12 protein-coding genes are annotated in these 21,870 nt (G+C 70.4%); 3 read left to right on the top strand and 9 right to left on the bottom strand.

All coding sequences use genetic code 11. The features are described from left to right. Positions 1 to 85: 85 nt before the first annotated feature. The 4 genes from ACTMTU_RS09240 to galE all read right to left on the bottom strand — a co-directional run bounded on the left by ACTMTU_RS09240 (position 86) and on the right by galE (position 7,242). Entirely contained in the window at positions 86 to 2,155 is a 2,070-nt protein-coding gene (locus ACTMTU_RS09240; protein ID WP_441262982.1) for a hypothetical protein, read from the bottom strand. A gap of 131 nt (positions 2,156 to 2,286) precedes the next feature. After that, a complete protein-coding gene (locus ACTMTU_RS09245) occupies positions 2,287 to 3,780 on the bottom strand; it encodes an SDR family NAD(P)-dependent oxidoreductase (protein ID WP_441262983.1) in 1,494 nt (497 codons plus the stop codon). A 227-nt stretch (positions 3,781 to 4,007) separates the two neighbouring features. Next, positions 4,008 to 6,032, bottom strand: coding sequence for a glycosyltransferase family 4 protein (locus ACTMTU_RS09250; protein ID WP_441262984.1), 2,025 nt, complete (start codon positions 6,030 to 6,032; stop codon positions 4,008 to 4,010). Positions 6,033 to 6,261: 229 nt separating this feature from the next. Further along, positions 6,262 to 7,242 (bottom strand): UDP-glucose 4-epimerase GalE, encoded by a 981-nt coding sequence (gene galE / locus ACTMTU_RS09255; protein WP_441262985.1) that lies wholly within the window; start codon positions 7,240 to 7,242, stop codon positions 6,262 to 6,264. Between the two features lie 409 nt (positions 7,243 to 7,651). On the opposite strand from galE, the gene ACTMTU_RS09260 reads away from it, so the two are divergent. Continuing rightward, positions 7,652 to 10,504 (top strand): bifunctional glycosyltransferase/CDP-glycerol:glycerophosphate glycerophosphotransferase, encoded by a 2,853-nt coding sequence (locus ACTMTU_RS09260; RefSeq protein WP_441262986.1) that lies wholly within the window; start codon positions 7,652 to 7,654, stop codon positions 10,502 to 10,504. Next, a complete protein-coding gene (locus ACTMTU_RS09265; RefSeq protein ID WP_441262987.1) occupies positions 10,504 to 11,670 on the top strand; it encodes a glycosyltransferase family 4 protein in 1,167 nt (388 codons plus the stop codon). The genes ACTMTU_RS09260 and ACTMTU_RS09265 overlap by 1 nt, the downstream gene beginning before the upstream one ends. Positions 11,671 to 11,740: 70 nt before the next feature. On the opposite strand, the gene ACTMTU_RS09270 is transcribed toward ACTMTU_RS09265, so the two are convergent. Further along, positions 11,741 to 13,369 carry a glycosyltransferase family 2 protein gene (locus ACTMTU_RS09270; RefSeq protein WP_441262988.1) on the bottom strand — a complete coding sequence of 543 codons (1,629 nt, stop codon included), beginning with the start codon at positions 13,367 to 13,369 and terminating at the stop codon, positions 11,741 to 11,743. A gap of 803 nt (positions 13,370 to 14,172) precedes the next feature. On the opposite strand from ACTMTU_RS09270, the gene ACTMTU_RS09275 reads away from it, so the two are divergent. Next, on the top strand, positions 14,173 to 14,493 hold the full coding sequence (locus tag ACTMTU_RS09275) for a hypothetical protein (RefSeq protein ID WP_441262989.1): 321 nt from the start codon (positions 14,173 to 14,175) through the stop codon (positions 14,491 to 14,493). Positions 14,494 to 14,788: 295 nt separating this feature from the next. On the opposite strand, the gene obgE is transcribed toward ACTMTU_RS09275, so the two are convergent. The 4 genes from obgE to ACTMTU_RS09295 all read right to left on the bottom strand — a co-directional run bounded on the left by obgE (position 14,789) and on the right by ACTMTU_RS09295 (position 21,790). Further along, the gene (gene obgE / locus ACTMTU_RS09280; protein ID WP_441262990.1) at positions 14,789 to 16,225 is read right to left on the bottom strand and encodes a GTPase ObgE; all 1,437 of its coding nucleotides are present in this window, start codon (positions 16,223 to 16,225) and stop codon (positions 14,789 to 14,791) included. Positions 16,226 to 16,343: 118 nt separating this feature from the next. After that, complete coding sequence (gene rpmA, locus ACTMTU_RS09285) at positions 16,344 to 16,598, bottom strand: 50S ribosomal protein L27 (protein WP_005317677.1); 255 nt, start codon at positions 16,596 to 16,598, stop codon at positions 16,344 to 16,346. Positions 16,599 to 16,612: 14 nt separating this feature from the next. Then, the gene (gene rplU, locus ACTMTU_RS09290; RefSeq protein ID WP_005317674.1) at positions 16,613 to 16,933 is read right to left on the bottom strand and encodes a 50S ribosomal protein L21; all 321 of its coding nucleotides are present in this window, start codon (positions 16,931 to 16,933) and stop codon (positions 16,613 to 16,615) included. Positions 16,934 to 17,365: 432 nt separating this feature from the next. Next, the gene (locus ACTMTU_RS09295) at positions 17,366 to 21,790 is read right to left on the bottom strand and encodes an Rne/Rng family ribonuclease (protein WP_441262991.1); all 4,425 of its coding nucleotides are present in this window, start codon (positions 21,788 to 21,790) and stop codon (positions 17,366 to 17,368) included. Positions 21,791 to 21,870: the final 80 nt, after the last annotated feature.

The following is a 21,870-nucleotide window of genomic DNA, read 5'->3' on the forward strand; positions in this document are numbered from 1 at the left end:
GCCTGCGCACTCACCGGCCATGAGAACGACAGCGGCCCGGTGGCATCCGTCGAGGACGCCACCGGGCCGCTGCGGATGTGTCGCGTCAGCCGCCCACGGCTGTGTCGCCCACGGGCGAGTCGTCGAGCCCCGGCGCCTGCTCGGGTCCCGCCAGGCGCTGTTGCAGCGCCAGATTGCGTGCCTCCGCCTTGGCGGCCAGTGCCTGCACCGCCGCGTCGAACTGCTGCAGGGACGTCGGCTCGTCGGGGCCGAGCAGATACTCCTTGAGCTCCCGCCGGGCCTCGGCACGGGTGTCCGCCGCAGCGTCGGCGACGGCCGCGAGCAGCTCGTCGAGCTCCGTGGCGCTGTTGGAGAGGATCACGGCCGCGCGCACCGCGGTGTTCTGCCGCCGGAACTCCGCCTCTCCCAGGCCCGCCGAGTCGGTGACCGCGTACGGCTTGCCGCTCGCGATGTAATCGGAGACCACGCTGGAGATGTCGGAGACCATGCAGTCCGACTCGTTGAAGCAGTCGTACAGGCGCGGCTCGGGACCGGCGATGACGCGGTGCTCCCACCAGCCGAAGGACCGCCAGTACGCCGCGTTCCACTCGTCCTTGAGCTTCATGATCTCGGCCTCGCGCGCCGGGTCGGCCACCGAGTCGCGAGCCTCCTCCGCCTCGTCCCCGCCGGCCTTGGAGACGCCCGACAGTTCCGCGAGACGTGCTTCGATGCGTTCCAGCTCGACGCGCGCGGCGGCCTGGTCCTCGGTGTCCGCCGCCGCCTCCGCCGTCCACCGCGGGTCGATCGCCCGGGCTGCGGCCGCGGCCTCGACCAGCGCCCTGATCCGCGCGTCGACGGCCTTGGCCTCCGCGCTGCGGGTGCCGGTGAACGGATGCGGCTTGTAGATGAGCCGGATGGGCTGCTCCGCGTTCAGCAGCCGCTCCACGATGTTCTCGCCGGCCAGCAACAGGGAGGTGTTTCCGGGGTTGTCGTCCCAGCCCTCCCAGGTGGGGGCGTACAGAACCGTCGGGATCGGCTTCTGCGGCCCGCCCGTCCATCCCCGGATGGGGGCGAGCTGGGGGCGGCCCACCTCGACGATGTCCTCGCTGCGCACACCGACGTCGGCGAGGGCGTACCGGTCGCGGCCGGCCCGGCCGGCGGTCCACACCTCGTCGTAGACCTTGCTGTACGGGTTGACGCTGGCGAGCTTGTCGCTGTCGCCGTGGCCGATGAAGACGTGCTTCATGGTCGGTACGCGCAGCATGTGGATGTTCTTGCCGACGTTGGCGGCGTACAGCGCGACGCGGACCGTCGACAGGTCGAGGTTCATCAGGTGCACGCCGCCGGGCACGCAGATCACCGGGACGGACGTGGCGCCGAGCTGCGGCACGATGTTGCGCTCGCGCAGGACGATCAGGGGCCGGCCGTCGATCTTGGCCATCGTGTCGAGCCACATGTTGACCTGGTACGCCGACTCCCTTGAGCCGGAGAAGTAGAGCATCACCGTCGGCTTGTAGTCGCGCAGCCAGGCGTCCACGCCGGCCAGTACCTTGTCCGGCGGCGGCACGAGGCGGCCCGGCCGCAGGTGCGGGACGAGCAGCGCCAGGTACACGACCGCGAGGACGAGCGTGAGCCCGAGTCCGGCGTACGCGAAGACGGTGCGGTCGGTCCCGACGGCGAGCAGCACGCCGATGAACGAGAAGATGTCGAGGTGCAGCATCTTCTCCGCCGAGCGATCCAGCAGCGGGCGCGGCGGGGCGTCCGGGATGCGCACCCGGCTGAGATCGACGTTGCGCGTGACCACGGGCAGTTTGCGGCGCAGCCGGATCAGCGTGACCATCGCGCCGTGCGGCGCCTGGAGACCGTAGAAACCGAGAAGGCAGGCGACCGTCACATAGAAGACGGGCTGCTCCGCGAACCCCATCCGGGCCAGCAGCAGCACGAGGAGCAGTTGGCGCACCAGGAACCGGATCGACAGACCGGCCCGGACCTTGGCGAGCCGGTTGATCAGGTAGCTCGACCGCTGGTGCAGGAACTGGTCCGCCGCGTACGTCACGGCGGCGGCCGCTGCGAAGAACCAGATGCTGGGGATTATCGCCGCGAGCATGACGCAGGGGAATCCCAGCATCAGCAGGAGCGCGGCTGCCAGCTCCGATCCGCTGCCCACGCGTGCCATGCGAATGGCTTTGGTAATCACGGAAAAACCTGCTCCAAGGTGGTGCCGACGGTTTTCTGCGAAGGACGTTGAGCCCCGCTCAACAGACTAGGGCCCCTGCGGCGACCGCAGAGGCCCCAGCGCGTGAGCAATCAGCTGTGTTCCTCGTCCTCATGGCGGTCCAGGACGGACGCCAGGGCCTGCTCGAACCCGGTCGCCTCGGAGGCGTCACGGGTCGGGTCCTGCTGGCGCACGTCGATGACGTGTCCGGTCAGCTCGGACAGCAGCACGTCGAGCGAGGTACGGGCGACGGCCTCCGACGACAGCAGCGACCCGGCAGGCTCGACGCCGAACGCCTTGGTGCGCATCGGGGTCGCGGTGCGCTCGGGGTTCACGCAGTTCACCCGGATACCGTCGGCGGCCCACTCGTCCGACAGGGCCTGGGTGAGGTTCACCATGGCGGCCTTGGTGGACGAGTACAGGCTGTACTCGGCACGGCCGCGGGTGTAGCTGCTGGAGGTGTAGAGCAGCAACTGGCCCCGGGTCTCGGCGAGATACTTGTGCGAGGCGCGGGCGATATGGACCGGCGCCAGGTAGTTCACGTTCAGCGCTTCCTGGATGGCCGCGTTGTCCGTCTCCGCCAGCTTGCCGATGCGCAGCACGCCCGCGGTGTTGATCACGTAGTCGATGCGGCCGCTCTCGGCGTACGCCTTGGAGAGGGCTTCGTCGACGTGTTCGGGGTTCTCGACGTGCGTGCCGGTGGTGGAGCGGCCCAGGGCGTACACCTTGGCGCCGTAGGACTCGGCGAGCGAGGCGATGTCGGCGCCGATGCCGTACGAGCCGCCGAAGACGACGACCGTCCTGCCGGTGAGCTGCTCGCGGTAGGCCCGTTCGTCGGCGGGGGCGGGGAGGGCGGTCGAGGCGAGCTGGAAGAGCTTGTCGGCGATGAACACGTCGACCGGCTGAGTGACCTTCATGTTGTACTCGTCGCCCGCGACGACGTAGATGGGCACGTCCGGCAGATACCTCAGCACGACCGTGCAGTCGTCCGTCGCCTGGAAGTTGGGGTCACCGGCCGCGATCTCGTACGCCTTGCGGATCGTCGACAGCTTGAACGCCTGCGGGGTCTGCCCGCGGCGCAGCCGGGAGCGGTCCGGGACGTCGGTGATGAACTCGCCGTCCTCGCCGTGCGTCCGGGTCACGATGATCGTGTCCGCGGAGGGGATCGCCACGTCGACGGCCTGGTAGCGGTCCAGCGCGTCGACACAGTCCTTGATGACCCGCTCGGAGAGCAGCGGGCGGACCGCGTCGTGGAAGAGGACGTTGAGGTCCTCCCCCTCCGCGAGGTCCTCACCGAGGGCGGCGATGGCGCGCTCGGTGGTCTCGCTGCGGGTCGCGCCGCCCTCGAGGACCTTGGTGACCTTGGTCAGCCCGGCCTTCGCGACGATCTTCTCCACTTCCGCGACATAACCGGGTGCCATCATCACGACGACGTCATCGACGGAGTCGGCCTGCTCGAAAATCGCCAGCGTGTGTTCTATGACCGCCTTACCCGCGATCTTCACCAGCTGCTTGGGAATCGCGAGCCCCACCCGCTGACCGGTACCCCCGGCGAGCAGGACAGCTGTGGTTCGGGATCTGGCCATGTGGTGCACGGACAAGGGGACCAATCTTGCGGGGGCGGGGGACAAGGCCGATGCTGACATTCGTGCTCACCGTCCCGCAAGACGGCTGACACCTTGCGCACATTCGAATAAACCTGCTGTTCACCCTGGCGTTGCGGGCATGCGACACCGAACGGTGCCTCTGGATCAGGTGACTGACGCCACACGTTCGGATGGAGTGAAGTATCACAGAGCGGGAGAAGCGGCACTTACATATCCGCCACATTGAGCGCGAGGTCGTTCGACAGCGTGTAATAGACGTGCACGCGGATCTTCTTTCGTTGCCGTCCCAGCACACGCCGTGCCACCGCCCGCGGCAGGCCCGTCTGCCTGCGCTTCCCCAACACCGTGTCCGGGTATACGAAAACCCGCTGCTTCATCACCAGATCATCGAGCAGCCGGCCGATCCTCACCGGCTTCACAGCCGGGTCACAGCGAATGAAAAAGTCCCACACATCGTTTCCGCTGACCTGTGAGGCAGCCGGTACGGATGAGGAAAAACGGAACCGAAATCCGTCCTTGCCGACCTTTTTGCCGCGGAATTGGATCTCGTCCGCCCCTCCTCCCCGGCGGCGCAATACGAGCACGGGTGCCCGGGAGACCACGGCGGTGCCGAGCATGCTGCCCTCGATGGTCACCCGGGCACCGTCGATCCGGACGTCCCCCGCCTCTGCGTGGACCGGCCGGTGCCAGGCCCTCAGCGCGAGCACGCCACCCTTGGCCGTGTCCGCGTACGGAAGGAGATGGCGCACCCCTTCGCCGGGCGTCACGCGCTCGGCCGCGTCGAGGGCACCGCGCTGGTCGACGACGCGGGCCGCCAGCCGCTGCCCCGGTCCGGCCGCCGGCTCGAGGAAGACGTCCCACACCCCCTCCGGGAAGACCTCGTCGGCCGGGACCGTCACCGACCCCTTCTCGTCCAGGTCGAAGGTCCGCACCTGGGCACGCGACCCTGTACGCACGCACACCAGCCGGGCGCCGCTGTCGCAGCCCGCCGGCAGGGGCGCCACCGGACGCACATGAAGCGAACCGTCCGGGGCGACGGTGCAGTCGGCGAGCGGCGCGGTGGCGGGGACACGGGCGCGCTGCGCCACCTCGGCGGCGAGCTCCTCGAACAGGGTCTCGTACCGCTCGGCCACCGCCCCGGGGTCGAAGCGGCGCGCGTTGCGCACCGCGGCGGCCGCCATGCCGCGGCGCAGATCCTCGTCGTCGACGAGCCGCAGCAGCGCCCGGGCCATGGCACCGGCGTCGCCGACCGGGACGAGCAGCCCGTCGACACCGTCCTCGATGATCTCGCGCGGACCGTAGTCGCAGTCGGCACTCACCACCGGCACACCGCAGCGCATCGCCTCCACCAGGGTCATGCCGAACGACTCGTGCCGGGACGCGGAAGCGGCGACGGCCCCCTTGACCCACTCCGACTCGATCGGCGAGCAGGGGCCCATCAGATGGACCTCGTTGTAGAGGCCGAGCTTGTGGATCCTCGCCAGCAGCGCGTCCCGCTGGTCGCCGGACCCGTAGATGCGCAGGGTCCAGCCGGGCCGTACGGCGACGACCTGGGCGAACGCGTCGATCAGTACGTCGAACTGCTTCTCCGCCCCCAGCCGGCCGGCCGCCACGACCGTCCGGCCCGTGCCGTCGGAGGGGCGGACGGAGGGCTCGGGAACGCTGTTCGGGATGGACAGCACCCGCGTGCTGCGCAGCGGCATCTTGTCGCGCCACGCCTTCGCGTCTCCCTCGGAGACCGTGACGAAGGCGTCGATCGCGTCGAGATGCTCGTACATCTCCTCGCGCAGCGCCGCCTTGTGGTGGTTGTGCGTCATGTGCTCCTGGCCGATACGGACCGCGGAGGCGGGCGCGAACTGGGCGACATAGGCCACCAGCCCGGGCCGGGTGCCGATGACGACGTCCGCGTCGGAGACGGCGTAGTGGGCCTGGACCCGGTCGTCGATGAGCCGGTTGTACTCCTTGTACCGGGCCTCGGAGCGGGGGAAGGCACGGGACGGTTCGGCGAACAGCGGGTCCCGCCGGTCGTTGAAGGGATTCGCCGGCCGGATGTCGACCATGGGAACGACGGTGATCCGGGGGTCGATCGGGAACGCCGGCGGGTCCCGGTGCCGGAACACGGAAACGATCTCGACCTCGTGCCGGCCGGCCAGCTCCTCGGCCAGGTTCAGCGTCGTACGGATGGTCCCGCCGATGCCGTAGATGGTGTGAATGAGGAAGGAGATCTTCACCGTCGCTCCGTTCAGGTCCCGCTCCGGGACGGCCCACGGTATGTCCGGATGACGGCGTCGAGCCACAATTGCCCCCACTCGGGTGACGACCCGTCACCTCATGGGCGGTGGCGTGCGAGCAGGGCAGCCGGTCTCCGGAACGAAAGAGGCCCGGGCCGACGGCCGCGCGAGGCGGTCGTCGGCCCGGGCCCGAGAGATCTCGGCGGGACGCGGGAGGTTCCCCGGGGGCTCAGCGCTCCTGGCCGGGGTGCCGCAGGCGCCAGCCCTGCCACGCCGACTCGACCATCTGCCGGACGTCGTACCGGGCGCTCCAGCCCAGCTCCTTGCGGATGAGTTCGGCGGAGGCCACCACCCTGGCCGGGTCTCCGGGGCGACGGGCCGCGATCTCGGCCTCCGTGTCCGTGCGGCCGCTGACCTCGCGGATGAGGTCCACCATCTCGGCGACGGACACACCCTCGCCCCGTCCGATGTTCAGCACCAGTTCGGCGGAGGGGTCCTCGACCAGCCGGCGTGCGGCGGCCACATGCGCGGAGGCGATGTCCTCGACGTGGATGTAGTCCCGTACGCAGGTGCCGTCCGGGGTCGGGTAGTCGTCCCCGAAGATCAGCGGCGACCGGCCCTGGTCCAGTCGCTCGAAGACCATGGGCACGAGGTTGAAGATGCCGGGGTCACCGAGCTCGGCAGAAGCGGCACCGGCCACGTTGAAGTAGCGGAGCGAGGCGGTGGCCATGCCGTGCGCCCGGCCCGCGCCGCGCACCAGCCACTCGCCGGCGAGCTTGGTCTCACCGTAGGGACTCATCGGAGCGCATTCCGTCTGCTCCGTCACCAGGTCGACGTCGGGCATCCCGTAGACGGCGGCGGAAGAGGAGAAGAGGAAGCGGCGGACGCCCGCGTCCGCGGCTGCCTCCAGCAGGGTCTGGAGCCCCGTGACGTTCTCGCGGTAATAGAAGAGCGGACGCTCGACGGATTCCCCGACCTGCTTCTTCGCCGCCACGTGGACGATTCCCTCGACCGCGTGCTCCCGCAGGAGACGGTCGACCAGCTGCCGGTCCAGTACGGAACCGCGCTCCAGCGGCACACCGGCCGGAAGCCTCGCCGGGTCACCGGTGCTGAGGTCGTCGAGGACGACCACGCGCTCCCCGCCCTCGGTGAGGGCCTTCACCACGTGAGAACCGATGTAGCCGGCACCGCCTGTGATCATCCACGTCATTCAGCCAGTCTAGGAGACGGCACGAGCTGCCTCGGCAGGCCAGGGCGGCACCGCCGGCGCCGACCTCCCGGGTGACGACTGCTCCACCGCGATTTCGCCTGGTCGACCGGTCGTCCTTCTCGCAAGCGGCTCGGCGCCCGTCCGGCGGCTATGCCTCAGATCACGCCCCGCTCCGGTTGAACACGGAAGGGCGGACGGTGAAGACTCTGACACAATGTGTTGTTTTGCCCAGCCGGTCACGTCTCATGGCGATCGCCACCGGCGCCTCCGGGCGGTCCTCACGTGCCCCGCCCACGCGTAACGATCGTGGAACGACGAGCACCGCGGCCCCGGGGTCCACGGCAGGACCGGCCATGAACACGAGGTAGCTTTGGTGTGCCTAAAGGAAGACAAGTGGATCGAGGTGCCAGTGCCTGACGTCTCCGTGGTCGTCATCGCCTACAACGACGCTGAGCGTCTCCCGACGGCCGTTCGGTCGGTGTTGGACCAGACCCTGCAGAGCGTCGAAGTCGTGATCGTCGACGATTTCAGCAGTGACCGCACCTTCGAGGTCGCACAAGAGCTGGCGGCCGCCCACCCCGACAGGATCCGGGCGTACCAGCTGCCCGAGAACAGCGGCGCGGGCGGCGAACCCCGCAATGTCGGTATCGGGCATGCCCGTGGCCGATACGTCATGTTCCTCGACAGTGACGACGTCCTCGAGGTCAACGCCTGCCGCAACATGGTCTCGGCCGCCGACGAGACGCAGGCCGACATGGTCTCCGGGCTCTGCGTGCGTCTCCACAAGGACAGCCGCAACAAGAAGCGCGACGCCTGGTACGCCTGGCTCTACTCGACCACCCGCACGCTCAATTCGGTCACCGAGCTGCCGGACCTGTTCGTCTGGGACACCCTCTCCACGAACAAGTGCTACCGCCGCGACTTCCTCATCGACAACGAGCTCCGCTTCCCCAAGGGGATGTTCTACGAGGACCTGATGTTCATCGCCGAGGCCTACCTCGCCGCGAAGCGCATCACCCTGATCCCCAACCAGGTCTACTTCTGGCACGTCCACGAGCAGGCCGCGGTCAAGTCCGTGACCAACCGCCGCCACGAGATGACCAATTACTCCCACCGGCTGGAGGTCCACCGGCGCATCGACGCCCTGCTGGAGCAGCACGGGCTGGACGAGATCAAGCTCGCCAAGGACGTCAAGTTCCTGAAGCACGACCTCGTTCTGCACCTGCGCGACCTGCCCTTCCGCAACGAGTCGTACCGGGCGGAGTTCGCCGAGCTCTCACGGGAGTACCTCGCAAGCCTCAACCACGAGGCCTACGGGAAGGTCCTGCCGATCCAGGCGATATGCGCTCACCTGCTGCAGCAGGACGACTGGCAGAACCTGCTGCCGGCGGTCGACACCCTGATCCACCGTGACAAGGTCTCCTCGCCGCTCAAGGAGCTGGACGGCCGCATCTACTGGTGCGCCGAGCACCTCGAAGACGAGTTCTCCCGCAGCGTGCTGGACGTCACGGACCTGGGCTACCACCAGAAGTCGATCAACCAGCTCTACCTCCGCAACATCCTCACCGCCTTCTCCGAGGCCGACGGCACGGTCAACATGGCGGGCCGGATCACCAATCCGCTGGGAATGATCGGGCCTGACGCTGCGCTCAAGGGCGAGCTGGAGTTCAGGGCCAGGCGCCGCAGCCTGAAGTCGTTCTCCTTCCCCGTACGGGCGGTGCGCCACGAGGGCGAGACGATCGGCTGGGAGGCGGAGGCCGACATCAGCTCCCGGCTCAGGCCGCTCGGCATCATCGACACGGTGTGGGACGTGCGGCTGATCCTGAACGTGGACGGGGCCCGCACGACCACCCGGCTCACTGTCGGGGACACCGACCTGACCGGTGGGCAACTGCCGGTCCGCCCCCGCCTGACCCGACTGGTCGCCGACCACATCGAGGCGCATGCGACGGCGAAGGGGCACCTGGCGTTCCGGCTCGTCTCCGAGCGGCACGACAGCGAGCGGATCGAGGAGCTGATCCGCCGCGGTGTGCGGGGCAAGCCGGGCAAGCTGGCGAAGGCCGGCTACCGCAAGGCGAAGCAGCTACACAAGGACCTCACGTCCGACCAGAACAAGCTGCGGATCTACCACGAGGTGTACAGCCGCCTGCCGGTCAAGAAGCGCACCGTCGTCTTCGAGAGCCACCTGGGCAAGCAGTACAGCGACAGCCCGCGCGCCATCTACGAGGAGATGGTCCGGCAAGGACTGGACTTCGAGGCGATCTGGTCCTACTCCGGCAGCCCGAAGGACTTCCCCAAGGACGCCACCCTGGTGCGGCGCTGGTCGCTTCCATACCTCAAGGCCCTGGCGCGGGCGGAGTTCTGGGTGGACAACCAGAGCTACCCGCTCAAGCTCGCCAAGCGGCCCGAGACGACGTACATCCAGACCTGGCACGGCTCCGCGCTGAAGAAGATGGGCTTCGACCAGCCCGCGCAGAAGGCGCTGCCGCGTCGGGAGCAGGAGGCCCAGCAGCAGACGCTCAACCGTTTCGACCACTTCCTCGTGCGGTCGGAGCACGACGTCCGCACTCTGGCCAAGGCGTTCCGGCTTCAGGAGAAGACGCTGCTGCGGGTCGGATATCCCCGTAACGACGTCCTCGTGCGGGCACGCGACGCCGAGGCCGCGGCCGGCAGCCGCTCGCGTGGCCCGCTGGCGGAGCAGCTGGGCATTGCCGCCGACAAGACGGTCCTGCTGTACGCGCCCACTTTCCGCACGGCGGGCCGTGGTCGGCACAGCCGCTTCGAGCTGCCGTTCGACGTGGACCGTTTCGCGGAGGAGTTCGGCGACCGCTATGTACTGCTCGTGCGCGCGCACTACCTCAACCATGTAGTGCTGCCGCCCACGGTGCGCGGCAAGGTCATCGACGTGTCCGCCCACCACGACGTGACTCCGCTGATGGAGCTCGCCGACGCGCTGGTCACGGACTACTCCTCTGTGATGTTCGACTACGCGGTGCTCGACCGGCCGATGCTCTTCTTCACGTACGACTACGACGCCTACGTGCACGAGGGACGAGGTACTTACTTCGACCTGCTCGAACACGCGCCGGGCCCCGTCTTCCGTACCGAGGAGGAGTTCCACGACGCCGTCCGCTCCTTGGACGAGCAGAAGCCCAAGTACGCCGAGGCCCGCCGCCGGTTCGTCGCGGAGTTCGGTGAGTACGACCTGGGTACTGCCGCGCAGAGCATCGTCGATCAGTTCTTCGCCGACTGGAGCCGTTGATGACCAACCACACCACGGAACCGCGTGACATCTTCCTGGTGTCGAACAGCGTCGACGAACTGGGCGGCATCACCAGCTGGTCCCACCAGATCGCCCGTCTCTTCAGCGAGCGCGGCCACAACGTGCATGTCGTCGGCGTGACCCCCGCGCCCGACGGCCGCCGGGCCGATCTGGGGTCCGACCTGCCTTACCTCACGACGACGCTGTACGACGAGCACCCGCCCACGGTCAGGTCCGTGCGCGGCCTCAAGGGCAGGCTGAATCTCGTCGAGCGCCGGCGCCGCCACCTTCGCGACTCCGCGATGCGCACCCAGGCGGCCAAGCTCACCTCGATGTTCCGGGCCGCCCGGCCCGGAGCCGTCGTCATCGTCACCCAGGTCTGGGCCATGGAATGGGTCGCTCTCGCCGACACCGCCGGTCTGACCGTGATCGGCATGAGCCACGAGTCGTACGAGACGTGCCGCAGGTCGTCCCGGTTCCAGCGCGTCAAGCGGCTGTACAAGGACGTCGACCGGATGCTCACGCTCACCCGTGAGGATGCCGATCTCTGGATCCGCCAGCAGTTCGACAACATCGGATCCATGCCCAATCCGCTGCCCTTCTTCCCCGAGGTCCCTTCGGACCGCAGTGCGAAGACCGTGGTCAGCATCGGCCGTCTGCACGAGGAGAAGGGCGTCGACCTGCTGCTCGACGCCTGGGCCGAGGTCGCGCCGCTGCATCCGGACTGGACTCTGCGGATCTACGGTTCCGGCGAGGAAGAGGCAGCGCTGAAGAAGCAGAGCGCGCAGCTGGGGCTGAGTACCTCCGTCGAGTGGATGGGGCGCACCAGCGACGTCCCCGGTGCCCTGCGGGAGAGCTCCCTGTTCGCGCTGTCCTCCCGCGGCGAAGGCTTCCCTCTCGCGCTCATGGAGGCCATGGCAACGGCCGTGCCCTGTGTGGCCTTCGATGTCGCGCCGGGCGTGCGAGAGATCATCTCGGACGGAGAGGACGGTTTCCTCGCGCCCCCCGGCAACACCGCCGAGTTCGCCCGCAGGCTCGACATGCTGATCACCGACAAGGAACTGCGTGACCGGATGGGTGAGCGGGCCAGGCGGGAGATCCAGCGCTACTCCACCACCGAGATCGTGAGCCGCTGGGAAGACCTCTTCGCCTTCCTTCAGCGGTAGGGGTCGGCAGCACAAACGTGGGAGGGGCCACCGGCACGGCCGGTGGCCCCTCCTCGTTCGTCAGCAGGGTCTAACCACGCGACCTGGCCCGGGCGACCACAAGGGCACCGTGCATACCCAGCGCCATCCGGAAGGCGAGCGATCCGCTCGCATTGGCATGCGACTGCAACAGCAGCACGCCGTGCCGAATACTGGGCACCACCCTGCGCTGCATACGGTCGAGCGACCTCAGCGAGGTCACGAGGGATGAACCGTCGGCGAGGTGCACCCGGAGCCGGATGTCCCAGCTCTGTATCCCTCTCCTGCCCTGCCGGGGGACCGAGCGCGACAGGGAATCGGGACCTATGACGGCGCGGACCGACCAGGCCCCGTCCTCCTCGCGCAGCTCGGCGTCACGGGTGAGCGCGGGCTGCTCGGCGCCTCGGAGGAGGAACTCGATCTCGGCGGAGTGCGGCCGGGCGGCACTCAGCCGCCCGTACATGTCGTGCACCGTGATCAACAGATCGCGGGTCGAACTGCGCACCATGCGGGCCTCCGCCAGGACCGGCAGCTCGGCCACAGGCAGCGTCGCCACGCCGTCCAGCTCGGCCGACGGCAGGTCCTCCGCCCACACCGGCACGCCCCCGGCCACGGCGTAGGGGGGCAGCAGACGCGCCGGGTCACTGGCCAGCTGCCCGAGTCGCTCCACGTCACGTGGGGCTTCGGCAGCCTGGACCACACGGGCGATCCAGCGCGCCGGCGCCTGCGCGGCGGCGATCTCGCCTGCGTCGAAACCGGCCAGATACTCGCGGGTGGCGTCCCACCAGGCCGTGCGGTACTCGTTGCCCCGGCGGCGCAGCTCCCGTACGTACATCCGCAGGTCGTAGTCGAGGAACTTCACCCGGCAGGCCGCCGCGAGGGACTTGGCATCGGCCTTGCGGAACGTCTCCACGGCCGTGCGGTGGGCCTCGATCCGCGCCTGCCAGTTGCTCACCGCGTCGCGGTCGAGGGAGATCGACACCTGGGCGGCGTTGCGGCGTACGTGCCAGACGTAGACCGTGTCGGGTATCACGGCGATTCGGGGCCTGGCCGCCATCACACGCGCGGTGAAGACGAAGTCCTCGTAGACGAAGCGGCCGTCCGGAAAGCGGATCCCGTGCTCCTGGAGGAAGGCGCGGGAGTACAGCTTGTTGACGCAGAGGGTGTCGTGGAGCAGTTCCGGACGGTCCTCCGGGGACTCGACCGGACCGGCCTCCTCGTACAGCCCCGGCTGCCAGGTCACGTCCAGCCCCAGGGGCAGCTCACGCCTGACACAGTTGCCGACCGCGACCGGCGCCTGGTGACGCCCGGCAGCCGCCAGCAGCGCGCCGACAGCTCCCTCGGGCAGTACGTCGTCGCTGTCCAGGAACATCACGTACGGGGCAGTTGCGGCGGCCAGCCCGTCGTTGCGAGGGGTGCCGCATCCGCCGCTGTTCTCCGTGCGGTGGATCACTCGCAACCGCGGGTGGCGACGGGCGAGTTCATCGAGCACACGGGCGGTCCCGTCGTCGGACCTGTCATTGACGGCGATGACTTCGCTGACCTCGGGGCCCTGACCGAGCGCCGAGCCGATCGCCTCACCGACAAGGTCCGCGTCGTTGTACGCGATGACCACAACACAGACCCCCTCCGCGGCGGAGGGGGGATCAATGCGGTCGGGATCGCCGTGTCCAGTGGTCACCCGACGATTTTACGGGAACGGACCGAGGCCCTTTACCGCCCGGACCCCTGTGTGGCAACGGCTTCAGGACAATTTGCCGGCCATCACCCGGAACCGGCGAAGCCCCCGACCCTGCACGGCGGACGCGGCGCCGGCCGCGTCGAAGCAACGGAGGGATGCGTTGGCCCGCGTACAACTGTCGGGCGTTCCTGCACGTCACACCTTCAGCAAGCGCACCCGGCAAAGAGGTGCGGGGGAAAAGGGAACGCGGGAATGCCACGCAGAGCTGCTGTGCTGATAGCCGCCGTCTTGATGATGATCCTCGGCCTGGCCCCGACGGCGACGGCCAACGACGACGTTCCGGAGCTGGACGGTCTCTACCCACGTGACCGGATCGAGGTGCCGAAGTCCGACAAGGGACGTCCGCCACCCATCACTCCGGCCTTCATCAACACCCGGAAGTCGGCGGTGAGCGGTGTCCTCATGAAAATCAGCGTCCAATCGAGCTGGGAACGCCTTACCTTGCCCACCACGTTTTCGAACTGTTTCTACGACTCCGATCGGCGCAATGCCTACTGCGAGTTGGAGGGTACTGCCGAGGCGGGACGCTCGTACGAGACCGATGCTTCGTTCCGTGCTCTGATCAGCGATTGCTGCGAGGTGGACGGCATGTACAGCTACTGGTTCGCACCGCTCGACCGCCCGTGGTGGCACACAGAGGACTACCGCGACACATTTCAGCGGGGCTCGGGGCGCGCGCTCGGATTCAGACCGATCGCCGCCGACGATGATGATCGCGTCCAGCACCCGCAGGTCTACGCTCCTTGCTGCGTCAGTACGACCCCATCCTGCTCCGCGTCCGCATCGACAAATGGGTCCCAGGGGCGGAGGGCCGGGTCTCGATCACCGAGCCGGCGAACGACCCCGAGCCCGAGAACAACTCGCGGCCGGTCCGGCTGGAGGTCATCGGCTCCGACGGCAAGGTGCTCGAAGCCGAGTGGTACCAGGAGGACAGGGGCCGCCTCGTACTGCTCGGAGCCGCGGCCGCCGTGGCCCTGGCTCTCACCGTGGGCGTGTTCACGCTCGTCAGGCGCCGCCGAAAGGCGGCCACGAGTCACGAAGGGAACGCCCTCGATGCGTTCTGACCACCACGTCCTGCACGACGCTGATGCCTTGGAGCAGTGACACAGGGTGGCGTCCGGCCACCTGCCGCCGGCGATGCCACCGCCTGCGGCCGCTTCCGGCGGGCCGGGGCTCTCGCGCAGCCGCTTCCGATACGGGAGAGAGAACCCGGACGCCCGCCGAACCGGCCCGGATGTACGCGCGGTTCGCTGCCGAGCCGCACCACGGCATCCTCCGGGCCGTCGCCGGTCCGATCGCCGTGGTGCGTCACCGGAGCGCCGCTCCAGGGCCGGTTCGGGGTGACACGCGGGGCACGTCCTAGAAGGGGTCGAAGCCCTCGAACTCCTTCTGCGCCTCGTCCCGCTCGGCCTCACGGTCCCGCCGCCGCTGCGCGGCGGGACGGGGCGCCTCGAGGCGGTGGTCCTCGCCGCGGCGGCCGAGCATCTCCGCGCCCGCCATCATCGTCGGCTCCCAGTCGAAGACGACCGCGTTGTCCTCGGGGCCGATGGCCACGCCGTCACCGGCGCGGGCACCCGCCTTCATCAACTGGTCCTCGACACCGAGGCGGTTGAGGCGGTCGGCCAGGTAGCCGACGGCCTCGTCGTTGTTGAAGTCGGTCTGGCGCACCCAGCGTTCCGGCTTCTCGCCGCGGACCCGGAAGAGACCGTCCTCCTCCTGCCGGACGGTGAAGCCCGCGTCGTCGACCGCCTTCGGGCGGATCACGATCCGGGTCGCCTCCTCCACGGGCTTGGCGGCCCGCGCCTCCGCGATGATCTCGGCCAGCGCGAAGGACAGCTCCTTGAGGCCCTTGTGCGCCACCGCCGACACCTCGAACACGCGGTAGCCGCGCGCCTCGAGGTCCGGGCGGATCATGTCGGCGAGGTCCTGGCCGTCCGGGATGTCGACCTTGTTGAGGACGACGATCCGCGGCCGGTCGTCGAGGCCGCCGTACTGCCGCAGCTCCTCCTCGATGACGTCGAGGTCGGAGACCGGGTCACGGTCGGACTCCAGCGTCGCCGTGTCCAGGACGTGCACGAGCACCGAGCAGCGCTCGACGTGGCGCAGGAACTCCAGGCCCAGGCCACGGCCCTGGCTGGCGCCGGGGATCAGTCCGGGGACGTCCGCGACGGTGTACACGGTCGAACCCGCGGTCACGACACCCAGGTTCGGCACGAGGGTGGTGAAGGGGTAGTCCGCGATCTTCGGCTTGGCGGCGCTGAGCACGGAGATCAGCGACGACTTTCCGGCGCTCGGGTAGCCCACGAGCGCGACGTCGGCGACCGTCTTGAGCTCCAGGACGATGTCCCCGGTCTGACCGGGGACACCCAGCAGCGCGAAGCCGGGCGCCTTGCGGCGCGCGGACGCGAGAGCGGCGTTGCCGAGGCCGCCCCGGCCGCCCTCGGCGGCCACGAAGGTCGTGCCCTGGCCCACCAGGTCGGCGAGGACGTTGCCCTCCTTGTCGAGGACGACGGTGCCGTCGGGGACCGGCAGGACCAGGTCCTGGCCGTCCTTGCCGGAACGGTTGCCGCCCTCACCGGGCTTGCCGTTGGTGGCCTTGCGGTGCGGGCTGTGGTGGTAGTCGAGCAGCGTGGTGACGGACTGGTCGACGACCAGGATCACGTCCCCGCCACGGCCGCCGTTGCCGCCGTCCGGTCCGCCGAGGGGCTTGAACTTCTCCCGGTGTACGGAGGCGCAGCCGTGGCCTCCGTTACCCGCGGCGACGTGCAGCTCGACGCGGTCCACGAAGGTGGTCATGGATGTGCCTCCAGTAATGACGTGTGACGTACGTACGTAATGTCTGTCTCTCAACACACGAAAGGCGGACCCGCTTCCCGTACGGGAAGTGAGGTCCGCCCCTCGCGAAGGATTCCGGTCAGGCGACCGGAACGATGTTCACGACCTTGCGGCCACGGTGGGTACCGAACTCCACCGCGCCCGGCTGCAGCGCGAACAGCGTGTCGTCGCCGCCGCGGCCGACGCCGGCGCCGGGGTGGAAGTGGGTGCCGCGCTGGCGGACCAGGATCTCACCGGCGAGCACGACCTGACCGCCGAAGCGCTTCACGCCGAGCCGCTGGGCATTGGAGTCGCGACCGTTCCGGGTGGACGATGCGCCCTTCTTGTGTGCCATCTCTCCTCAGTCCCTTACTTCGCAGCCGTGGGGATGCCGGTGACCTTGATCGCCGTGTACTGCTGACGGTGACCCTGGCGGCGGCGGTAGCCGGTCTTGTTCTTGTAGCGAAGGATGTCGATCTTCGCGCCCTTGTGGTGGTCCACGACCTCGGCCGTGACCTTGATACCGGCCAGCACCCACGGGTCGCTGGTCACGGCGTCGCCGTCGACAACGAGCAGGGTCGAGAGCTCGACCGTGTCGCCAACATTGGCAGTGGAAATCTTGTCAACCTCAACGATGTCGCCGACAGCAACCTTGTGCTGGCGACCACCGCTGCGCACGATGGCGTACACGCGGATCTCTCTCTCGCTCGAACGAAACTCCTGATGCCAGCCGCTCGCACGGGCCTGGGGCCCATGACGGTCCGGAATGGACGAGCGGCCTCTCCCGGCGGGCCGGGAGGGAGGTGCTCAGGAGTGGACGTGTAAGGAAACACGCCGAGGGTCAAGGTTACGGGCCGCCGCTCGGAGGGTCAAACCGGCCCCCGCCTCCGACTCCCGGGCCCAACGGCAGCTCCCCACCTGGCTCCCGAGGTCCCTGCGGTCCCGCCGCCCGACGCGGGTGTGCGGAGCCCGCGCCGACGACGCACCGGCCGGGCCGTGCCGCGTGCCAGGGGGCGTTCCCGGACCCTGCGCGGTCCGTGCGGCGTACGCCGCACGGACGGCGGTGGGCCCCCTCCGCGCGGGAGAGGGCCCACCGCCGTACCGCGGGTGCCGTGCGACCGGCTACGCCTCCGTCGTGTCCGACGAGACGCCAGGAGCCGGCGTCTGCTCGGCGGCGACGGTCTTCTTCGAGGCCTTCTTCGCCGTCGTCTTCTTCGCAGCCGTCTTCTTGGCGGTGGTGGTCTTCTTGGCCGCCGCCTTCTTCGCCGTGGCCTTCTTGGCGGTCTTGCGGGCCGCCTTCTTGGCCGCCGGCGCCTCGGCTCCGGTCTCGTCCGGCTGAGCCGGCTCGGGCTCGGCAGCCGCCGTCTCGGCCACCGTCTCCGGCTCGGCCGCCTTGGGCTCCGCGGCGACCACGACGACCGCGGCCTCCTCGGCGCCCGACGGCGAACCCGCGGGAGCCGTGACCTTGCGGGTCACCCGGCGGCGGGCACGCGGCGGAGCCGCGGACGGCGCCTCTTCCACGACCGGGGCGGGAGCGGCCTGGACCGCCTCCGGCTCGGCCGGAGCCGGTGCGACCGGAACGGTCGTCTCCACCACGGTCGGCTCCGACGTCACGGGCGGGCCCGCCGGAGCGGACGCCTTCCGCGTGGCACGGCGCCGGGTACGGCCCGCGGGAGCCGCCTCCTCCACCGGCGCCACGGCCTGCGCGGGCTCCGCGGCGGCGGGCGCCGCCGGGGTCTCCGGCTCGGACACGGGCTCCGCGACAGGCTCGGCCGCCCTCGGCGCGCCGGCCGGGGCCGACACCTTGCGGGTCGCACGACGACGGCCACGGCCGCGCGTCGCCGCCGCTTCGGCCTCCGCCGCGCTGCTGTACAGCTCCTCGTCCGGTACGAACTCGGGCTCCGCGAGCGCCACGGGTGCCGCGGTCTCGGCGGCGACCTCCGCCTCCGTCTCGAGCTCGGCCTCGGTCTCGACCGCTTCCGGACGGCCCTCGATCTCCTGCGCGGCACCACGGCCGCGCTTCTTCGAGCGCTTCCCGCCACCGCCGCCGCCCACGGACGTCGGCTGCTCCATGTGCACGATCACGCCGCGGCCGTTGCAGTGGACGCAGGTCTCGGAGAACGACTCCAGCAGGCCCTGGCCGACCCGCTTACGGGTCATCTGGACCAGGCCCAGCGACGTCACCTCGGCCACCTGGTGCTTGGTCCTGTCACGGCCCAGGCACTCCAGGAGCCGCCGCATGACCAGGTCGCGGTTGGACTCGAGCACCATGTCGATGAAGTCGACGACGACGATGCCGCCCAGGTCGCGCAGCCGCAGCTGGCGCACGATCTCCTCGGCCGCCTCCAGGTTGTTCCTGGTGACGGTCTCCTCGAGGTTGCCGCCCTGACCGGTGAACTTCCCGGTGTTGACGTCGACCACGATCATGGCCTCGGTCTTGTCGATCACCAGCGAGCCGCCGCTCGGCAGCCAGACCTTGCGGTCCAGCGCCTTCATGAGCTGCTCGTCGATCCGGTGGACGGCGAAGACGTCGGTCTCGCTGGTCCAGCGCTGCAGCCGGTCGACCAGGTCCGGCGCCACGTGCGAGACGTAGCCGTGGATGGTGTCCCATGCCTCGTCGCCGCTGACGACGACCTTGGAGAAGTCCTCGTTGAAGATGTCGCGGACGACCCGGACGGTCATGTCCGGCTCGCCGTAGAGCAGCGTCGGCGCGTTGCCGCTCTTCGCCTTCTTCTGGATGTCCTCCCACTGCGCCTGGAGACGCTCGACGTCACGGCGCAGCTCGTCCTCGCTCGCGCCCTCGGCGGCGGTGCGCACAATCACGCCCGCGTCCTCGGGGACGATCTTCTTGAGGATCGTCTTCAGACGCGCGCGCTCGGTGTCGGGCAGCTTGCGGCTGATGCCGGTCATCGAGCCCTCGGGCACGTAGACCAGGTAACGGCCCGGCAGGGACACCTGGCTGGTGAGCCGGGCGCCCTTGTGGCCGATCGGGTCCTTGGTCACCTGGACGAGGACCGACTGGCCGGACTTGAGGGCGGCCTCGATACGGCGGGGGCCGCCCGACATGCCGAGGGACTCGAAGTTCACCTCGCCGGCGTACAGGACCGCGTTGCGGCCCTTGCCGATGTCGACGAAGGCGGCCTCCATGGACGGCAGCACGTTCTGGACCTTGCCCAGGTAGACGTTGCCGACGTAGCTGGTGGCCTGCTCCTTGTTGACGTAGTGCTCGACGAGCACGTTGTCCTCGAGGACGCCGATCTGGGTGCGCTCGCCGCTCTGGCGGACGACCATCACCCGCTCGACGGCCTCGCGGCGGGCCAGGAACTCCGCCTCGGTGATGATCGGCACCCGGCGACGGCCCTGCTCACGGCCCTCACGGCGGCGCTGCTTCTTCGCCTCGAGACGCGTCGAGCCCTTGATGGACTGGACCTCGTCGCTCGGCTCCTCCTTCTTGCGGGGCTCGCGGACCTTGACGACCGTGCGCTCCGGGTCGTCGGTGACCGCTTCGGCCTCCGCGGCACCGTCACCGCTGCGACGGCGACGACGGCGGCGGCGACGGCTGCTGCTCGTGCCGGCGGCGGAAGGAGTCTCCGTGTCGGTCTCGTCCTCCTCGTCGCCCTCTTCCTGGGCTTCCTCCGCCTCGGCGTCCGCGTCCTCGGCCCGCTCCTCCGCGGACTCGTCCGCGTCGGGGGCCTCGCCACGGCGACGGCGGCGGCCACCACGACGGCGGCGGCGCGACGGGCGGTCCTCGTACTCGTCCTGCTCCTCGGCCTCGGCCTCGGCCGCTTCCGCCTCCTCGGGCTCCGCCTCGTCCTCGGCCGGTACGGCCTCGGCGGCGACGGGCTCGGCGACGGGCGCCTCCGCGGGCTCCGCGGGCTCGCCACGACGGCGGCGGCGACGGCGGCCGGCCGGCTCGGCGGCCGCCGTCTCCGCCGCGGGCGTCACCGCGGTCTCCTCTTCCTCTTCCGGCTCGGGGCCGGTCGCCGCGGCGGCGGCCGCGGCTGCGGCGGTCTCCGGGGTCTGGAACATCGGCTCGGTGAAGACCGGGGCCCGGAAGGTCGGTACTGCCGGCCGCTGGGCACGGCGGCCCCGAGCGGGCTCTTCCTCGGCGGCCTGCTCCGCCGTGGCGGCAGGCTGCGAGGTGAACTGCGGCGACACCGCGCGGCGGCGCGAGCGGCCACGGGTGGCGGCCTTCTCGGCTGCCGCGACCTCCGCCTCACCGGCGGCGATCTGGGAGACGGCGCTCTCGGGCAGGCTCTCGCCGGCCTCCGTGATCTCCTCGCCGGCGGCCTGCGGCGCGCCCGCGGGGGCGGTCGCCTTACGGGTGGCACGGCGACGGCTGCGCGGCGCGGCCGCCTCTTCCTCGGCCGGCTCGCCCTCTTCCACGGTCCCGGTCCTCGGCGCGCCGGCGGGCGCGGACGCGCGGCGGCGGGTACGCCGGGGGGCGGGCGCTTCCTCGGCGGCCTCGACCGCGGCCTCCTGCTCCTCGGCCACGGTGGTCTCCTCCTCCTCGGCCTCGGTGACCGGGACGGCGGACTCGGCCGGCGCCTCGACGGCCTTCGGCGCGCCGGCGGGCGCGGAGGCACGGCGGCGGGTGCGCCGGGGAGCGACGGACTCCGCCTCGGCGGCCGGCGCCTCCTCTGCGGCGGGCTCCGGCTGCGCGGTCCCGACGGTCAGCGGCTCGGCGGCCTGCGGGGCGCCGGCGGGCGCGGTGGCCTTACGGGTGGCACGGCGACGGGCTCGCGGCGCGGGCTCCGTGGTCTCCTGCGCGGTCTGCTCGGCCGCCTCCGCCGGAGCCGCCTGCGCGGCGCTGCCGGCCTCGGCGGTCGGTGCCGCTTCGACGGCGGCCGGCGCACCGGCCGGAGCGGAGGCGCGGCGGCGGGTGCGGCGCGGCGCGGGGGCCTCGTCGGCGACCGGCTCCGCGGCTTCCACGGTGACCTCGGGCTCCACGGCCTCGGCGGCCTGCGGCGAACCGGCGGGCGCGGTCGCCTTGCGCGTGGCACGGCGGCGCGCGGGCCGCGTGGCGGCGGCGTCCTCGGCGGACCCGCCGGCGACGGCCGTCTCCGGCTCGGTGACCTCTGCGGCCTGCGGGGCGCCGGCGGGCGCGGTGGCCTTACGGGTGGCACGGCGACGGGCTCGCGGCGCGGCTTCCTCGGCCTCGCCACTCGCGGCGGCCTCGGCCTCCGCGGGCTCCGCGGTCTGCGGCGAACCGGCCGGGGCCGTCGCCTTGCGGGTGGCACGGCGGCGCGCCCGCGGTTCGTCGGTCACGGCCTTGGCGACCTGTGCGGCCTCTGCGGCACCGGCGTCGGCGGGCGTCTCTTCACCGGCTTCGCCGGATGCCTCCACCACGGCGCCCACTGCGGCCACGGCCGGGACGACGGCCTCGGCGGCCTGCGCCTGTGCGGCGGCGGACTCCCCCGTCTTCGGGGCTCCCGCGGGACGCGACGCGGCGCGGCGCCTGCGGCGCGGCGGCAGCGTGTCGCTGGGGCTGTTGTTGTCTTCGTTCTCGTTGTTTCCGGCGGTGCCGGTTTCGTTCGACTCGAGCATGCGGGCGGTTCTCCCGTCACGCTCCCGGGCGCCGCGCCTGTATCCGGTCCGGCCGCGGCCCGCGTGATGTGCGCGGTGCC

Source organism: Streptomyces sp. OZ13, assembly GCF_052068155.1.
In the GTDB taxonomy this organism is placed as follows: Bacteria; Actinomycetota; Actinomycetes; order Streptomycetales; family Streptomycetaceae; genus Streptomyces.